Source organism: Streptomyces durbertensis, from assembly GCF_014156695.1.
GTDB lineage: Bacteria > Actinomycetota > Actinomycetes > Streptomycetales > Streptomycetaceae > Streptomyces > Streptomyces durbertensis.
In genome coordinates, this window is sequence record NZ_WMLF01000322.1 from 1 (window position 1) to 6,332 (window position 6,332).

General features: G+C 75.0%; 4 protein-coding genes. 1 reads left to right on the forward strand and 3 read right to left on the reverse strand.

Translation table 11 applies throughout. From position 1 onward, the window contains the following. A partial coding sequence (locus GL263_RS19170) for a mycoredoxin (protein ID WP_182856965.1) occupies positions 1-238 on the forward strand: 238 nt, incomplete at its 5' end. Positions 239-372: 134 nt separating this feature from the next. Here the strand turns inward: GL263_RS19170 and nudC are convergent. The 3 genes from nudC to GL263_RS19185 form a co-directional block, all read right to left on the reverse strand. After that, positions 373-1,287: an NAD(+) diphosphatase gene (gene nudC / locus GL263_RS19175; protein ID WP_323379474.1), complete on the reverse strand. Its 915-nt coding sequence runs from the start codon at positions 1,285-1,287 to the stop codon at positions 373-375. A 147-nt stretch (positions 1,288-1,434) separates the two neighbouring features. Continuing rightward, the gene (locus tag GL263_RS19180; protein WP_182856966.1) at positions 1,435-2,841 is read right to left on the reverse strand and encodes a dipeptidase; all 1,407 of its coding nucleotides are present in this window, start codon (positions 2,839-2,841) and stop codon (positions 1,435-1,437) included. Next, positions 2,810-6,332 (reverse strand): ATP-dependent helicase (locus tag GL263_RS19185; RefSeq protein WP_182856967.1); only part of this gene is annotated, 3,523 nt, incomplete at its 5' end. The genes GL263_RS19180 and GL263_RS19185, both read right to left, overlap by 32 nt.

Sequence of the window (6,332 nt, forward strand, 5' to 3'; positions counted from 1 at the left end):
GTACAGCACCACGTGGTGCGGCTACTGCCGCCGGCTGAAGAGCCAGCTGGAGCGCGAGGGCATCTCCTACAAGGAGATCAACATCGAGCAGGACCCGGAGTCGGCGGCCTTCGTCGAGAAGGTGAACAACGGCAACCAGACGGTTCCGACGGTTCTGGTCGCCCCCGCGGGCGGCGGCGAGGACGTCGTGATGACCAACCCCAGCCTGGCCCAGGTGAAGCAGGCCCTGGCGGCCTGAGCCCGAGCCCTCTCGCGGGGGCGCGCACACGCCGGCCCCGCGTCCCGAGGCCGTCCGGCGGATTCCCCGTCGACGGCCTCGGAGTTGTTCCCGCCCGGCCCCGAAGTCGTGCCTGCCCGGCCTCCGAGCAGGGCCTAGCCCTCCGTGGGCAGTCGGCCGGGGAGCGGCTTGCCGTACCACGTCTCGACGAGGCGGGCGGCGATGGAGATGCCCGAGGGCTTGCGCACCTCGCCGCTCTCGATGGCCTCCCGCAGCTCGTCCCGGGAGAACCAGCGGGCCTCCTCGATCTCCTCGCCGTCGACGCGCAGCTCGTCGCTGCGCGCGTGCGCGAGGAAGCCGAACATCAGACTGGACGGGAACGGCCACGGCTGGCTGCCGACGTACCGCACCTCGTCCACCTCGACGCCGACCTCCTCCTGCACCTCGCGGACCACCGCGCGCTCGATCGACTCCCCCGGTTCCACAAAGCCGGCGAGGGTGGAGAAGCGGCCTTCCGGCCAGTGCACCTGGCGGCCGAGCAGCGCGCGGTCCCGGTCGTCGGTGACAAGCATGATGACGGCCGGGTCGGTGCGCGGGTAGTGCTCGGCGCCGCAGGCCGGGCAGCGGCGGATGTGGCCGGCCGCCGCGATGACGGTGCGTTCGCCGCAGCGTGAGCAGAACCGGTGCATGCGCTGCCAGTTCTCCAGGGCGACGGCGTGCACGAGCAGTTCGCAGTCGCGTGGGCCGAGCAGCGCGCCGGCCTCCCGCAGACCGGCGGGCCGGGCGACGTCGTCCATCCGGCCGGGCAGGCTGTCCTTCTGCAGCGCGAAGTAGCGCACGCCGTCGGCGTCGGTACCCAGGAAGTACCGGTGGGCCTCGGTGAACGGCGCCTCGAACGACGGCATGGTGACAAGCTCGGTGCCGCCGTCGTCGGTGTCGACGACCAGCGCCTGGCCTCCGGAGACGACAAAGCAGCGCGTCGTGGGGTGGCTCCACGCGGCGGCGAGCCAGGCCTCGTCCATGCGGTGGTGTGCTCCGCGGTCGATGCCGCTGGGTGCCGTCAGCGGGATCGGGGCGCCGGCCGGTCCGGAGGCGCCCCCGGGCGTGGGCTGCGGGAGGTCGGTGCTGGAGGTCACTGCGCTCTGGGCTCCTCGTTGACTCGTCGGCCGTCGGGTGCTGTGCGCGGACGCGGCGGACGTCCGCGGCAGGGCTGGTGCCTAGTGCCGGTCCGGGCGCCAGGAGGCGGCCAGGTCCTCCCAGAAGTGCGCGGCGGTCTCCGCGCCCTTCAGCAGCAGGTCCGGTTCGACCTTCTCGTTGGGCGCGTGCCAGCCGTCCGACGGGATGGAGACACCGAGGAAGAGCACGGGCACGTCCAGGATGTCCTGGAGGTCGGCGGCCGGCCCCGAGCCGCCTTCCCTGGTGTAGCGGACGGGCTGTGCGAAGGCCCGTTCCATGGCCCTGGTCAGGGACCGCAGGGCCGGGTGGTCGAGCGGGGTCAGGCAGGGCCGGGTGGCTCCCCAGAAGGTCAGCTCGTGCCGCACTCCGGCGGGTACGCGTGCCGCCACCCACTCCCGTACCGCCTGCTGGACCTTCTCCGCGTCCTGCCCGGCGACCAGCCGGAAGGACAGCTTCAGCGTCGCCGACGAGGGCACGATCGTCTTGCCGCCGGGGCCCTGGTAGCCGCCGCCGATGCCGTTGACCTCGGCGGTGGGCCGGGCCCAGATCCGTTCGAGGGTGGAGTAGCCGTCCTCGCCGCGGGTGCCGTGGCTGTGCGCGGTGCGCAGCCAGTCGTCCTCGTCGAACGGCAGCTCGGCGAAGAGCTCCCGCTCACGCGGCGTGAGTTCGACGACGCCGTCGTAGAAGCCGGGCACGGTGACGCGGCGGCGGTCGTCGTGCAGCGCGGCGGCGATCTCGGCCGCGACCTGCGCCGGGTTGGGCACCGCGCCGCCGAACGAGCCGGAGTGGATGTCCTGGTCCGGGCCGTGGAGATCGATCTGGCAGTCGGTGAGGCCGCGCATCCCGGTGCAGACCGTCGGGGTGTCCCGGGACCACATGCCGGTGTCCGACACCAGGACGGCGTCGCAGGCCAACTGCTCGGCGCGGGCGGCGACCAGGGCGGGGAAGTGCGGTGAGCCGGACTCCTCCTCGCCCTCGACGAGCAGTTTGAGACCGACGGCCGGGGCGCGGCGGCCGGTGGCGGCGAGGTGCGCGCGCACTCCGAGGGTGTGGAACCACACCTGGCCCTTGTCGTCGGCGGCGCCCCTGGCGTAGAGGCGGCCGTCGCGTTCGGTGGGTTCGAACGGCTCGCTGTGCCAGCCGTCGGCGCGCTCGGCCGGCTGCACGTCGTGGTGGCCGTAGACGAGCACGGTCGGTGCGTCGGGGTCCTCGGCCGGCCAGTGCGCGTAGACCGCCGGCAGGCCTTCGGTCTCCCAGACCTCGACGGTGGGGAAGCCGGTGCGCCGCAGTGCTTCGGCCAGCCACCGGGCGCTGCGGCGGACGTCGGCGGCGCGCTCCGGGTCGGCGGAGACCGAGGGGATGCGCAGCCACTCCCGCAGTTCGTCGAGGAACGGCTTCCGCCCGTCGGTCACGAAGTCACGGACGGCGTTGTCCGGGGTGTCGCTCATGCCCTGAGCCTATCCGGCCAGGTGACGTCGGATCGGGGCCGCCCGTCGCGGACGGTCCGGCGGGCGGACCGCCCCTCGCCGCCGTCCGCGCCTCGGTGGACGGCGGTTCCGGGGCGGGTGCCTCCGGGGAGCCGGTGAGCAGCAGCCGTTCCAGTCCCTCGCGGTCGGGCAGATCTGTGGGCCGGATCACTTCCCCGGTCCTCACGTGCACAAACGCGGCCCGTACCGCCGTCAGCGGCAGCCCGTGCTGCTCGGCCCAGGCGAGCCGGTAGACCGCCAGTTGCAGCGGGTCGGCGGTGCGTCTGCGGCCGGTCTTCCAGTCGACGATCTCAAAGCCGTCGCCGTCCCGGTACACGGCGTCGATCCGCCCCCTGATCACGCGGTCCGCGAGTACCAGCTGGAAGGGCGCCTCGACGCGGTGCGGGGTGCGGCTCGCGTACGGGGTGCGGGTGAACGCCTCCTTCAGCGCGGCCAGGTCGCGTTCGTCGGCGATCTCCGCGGGCAGCGCACCGGTCTCCGCGTCGGCGCCGCCGGGCAGTTCGTCGGGGCCGAGCAACGGCAGCGGCAGCGCCTCGTGGCGCGACTCGATCCACGCGTGGAAGCGGGTGCCGCGCCGGGCCGCCGCCGGCTGCGGCGGGCTGGGCATGGGCCGCACGAGGTCGGCGGCGAACCGCTCGGGGTCGGCCTGCAACCGCATCAGCTGCGAGGCCGTCAGGGACTGCGGCAGCGGCACGTCCCGCTCCTTCCGCCTGGCCTGCCGCAGCTCCCGGGTGAGGGAGGTGAGGTCCCGGTCCCAGGAGGCGACCAGTCGGCGCTCCTCCGGCGTGAGTCCGCTCGCCGGCTCCTGTCCCGGCTCCGGAGGCGTCCCCGCACCGCCGTCTGAAGGCGTCTCCGCGCCCCCGTCCGACGGCCGCCCGGCGTCGTCCACCGACCGCTGGTGCGGCAGCCCGGCACCGGCGGGGTTGTCGCCGCCCGGCTCCGGGCGGCCGGTGGGGCGGTGCCGGCGGAGCCTGGCCAGGACGGCCTCGGCGGCGGCCCGGCGGCGTTCCAGCGCGGCCTGGTCCAGCGGCAGCGGCCAGGTCTGCTCGGTGGCGGGCTCGGCCAGCGCCGGGTTCTGCTCCCCCTCCGCCGGCGGCTCGGCCCAGTGCTCGACCTCGCCGTTCGCGGGGTCGGCCTCGACGTGGTCGCGGACGGCGGTGAGGAACGCGGAGGGGCCGCGCGGCTTCTTCTGCTCCGGGCCCCACCAGTGGCCGGAGGCCAGCAGCAGCGAACGCGGCCGGGTCAGCGCGACGTAGCCCAGCCGGAGCTCCTCGGTCGCCTGGTGGGCGGCGAGCGCGGTGTCGTACTCCTTGCGGTCCCGGGCCGTCCAGCCGGTCAGCTCGGGCAGGGTGGCGGCGTCGCCGCGCAGCGGGTGCGGCAGTACACCGGCGCCGGCCAGCCAGGAGGTCTGGCCGCGGGTGCTGGGGAACTGGCCGCGCACCAGCCCCGGGACGGCGACGACGTCCCACTCCAGGCCCTTGGACTTGTGCGCGGTGAGCACCTTGACGGTGTTGTCGCCGCCGGGCAGCGAGCCGTCCAGTCCCCGGTCGTACTGTTCGGCGGCGCGCAGGAAGGCGAGGAACGCCTGCAGGGTGGTCTCGCCGTCCAGCGAGGCGAAGCCGGCGGCGACGTCGAGGAAGCGGCCCAGGGTCTCCCGGCGGCGGGCGGCGAGCGCCTGCGGCGAGGCGGCGAGCTCCACCTCCAGGCCGGTGACGGTCAGCACCCGGTGCAGCACGTCCATCAGCGGGTCGGCGAGCGAGCGGCGCAGGTCGCGCAGTTCGGCGGCGAAGTGGGCGAAGCGGACCCGGGCGGCGGCGGAGAACGGCAGATCGTCCTGGTGGCCGCCGGAGTCGAGGAAGGTGTCGAGGGCGTCGGCGAGGGAGACGATCTCGGTGGGGTCGGTGCCTTCGACGGCGGCCGCCAGCCGCCGTGCCGGGTCCTGTTCGGCGCCGCCCCGCGGCGGTACGAGCAGTCGGGCGCGGCGGCCGAGCATGGCCAGGTCGCGGGGCCCGACGCGCCAGCGCGGACCGCTCAGCAGCCGGACGAGGGCGGCGTTGGCGGTGGGGTCCTGCAGCACCTCGCACATCGCGACCAGGTCGGCGACCTCCGGCAGGTGCAGCAGACCGGAGAGACCGACGACCTCGACGGGTACGTCACGTGCGGTGAGGGCGGCCTGGATACGCGGGAAGTCGACGGCGGCCCGGCAGAGCACGGCGATGTCGCCGGGGGCGGTGCCGGTGCGGATGAGGTGGGCCAGGGAGTCGGCCAGCCACTCCAGTTCCTCGGCGTGGGTGGGCAGCAGCGCGCAGCGCACGCGTCCGTCGGTCTCGGCGCCCGGTGCGGGGCGCAGCGCCGCCACACCCTCGTGCCGCTCGCGCAGCGGGGCGGCGAGGGTGTTGGCGAGGGCGAGCAGCCGGCCGCCGCTGCGCCGGTTCTCGCCGAGGGAGTGGCGTGCGGCCCGGCTCCCGTCGGCGGCGGGGAAGTGCCGGGGGAAGTCGTCGAGGTTGGCGACGGACGCGCCGCGCCAGCCGTAGATCGCCTGGCAGGGGTCGCCGACGGCGGTGACGGGGTGCCCGCCGTGCCCGAACAGCCCGGCGAGCAGCACCCGCTGGGCGACGGAGGTGTCCTGGTACTCGTCCAGCAGGACCACCCGGTACTCGGCCCTCAGCTGCCGGCCGACCTCCGGCACGTCCCTGGCGAGACGGGCGGCGACCGCGATCTGGTCGCCGAAGTCCAGGAGTTCACGGCGGGCCTTGCGGGCCCGGTACTCCTCGACGAGGCCGAGCAGTTCCAGCCGGGCCCGCGCGGTGCGCGGCACCTGCCGCAGCGCCTCGTTGGTGAGCTTGACGCCGCCGCCCTCCAGCTCGGCCAGCAGCGCCTGGTCGTGGGCGCGCAGCCGGTCCGGCTCGACGAGGTGCTCGGCCAGCTCCGAGTCGAGCGACAGCAGCTCGGTGACCAGCGAGGACACCGACTTGGTGAGGGCGTGGAAGGGCCCGGGGGCGGACCGCAGCACGGCGGCGGCCAGTTGGAAGCGGGTGGCGTCCGCCAGCAGCCGGGCCGTCGGCTCGACGCCGAGCCGCAGCCCGTGGTCCTTCAGCAGCCGGCCGGCGAAGGCGTGGTAGGTGGAGATGGCGGGTTCGCCGGGCACGTCCTCCGCGTCCCCGCCTGCGGGCCGGTCCAGGACTCCGGTCTCCGCCAGCGCCCTGCGGACCCGTTCGGCCAGCTCGCCGGCGGCCTTGTTGGTGAAGGTGAGACCGAGCACACCCTCCGGGGCGACCTGCCCGGTGCCGACGAGCCACACCACCCGGGCCGCCATGACCGTCGTCTTCCCGGAGCCCGCGCCGGCGACGATGACCTGGGGGGCCAGCGGCGCGGTGGCACAGCGCAGCTGCTCGGCGGTGAACGGGATGCCGAGCAGTTCGCTCAGCTCCGCGGGGCGGGTGAGCCGGGGC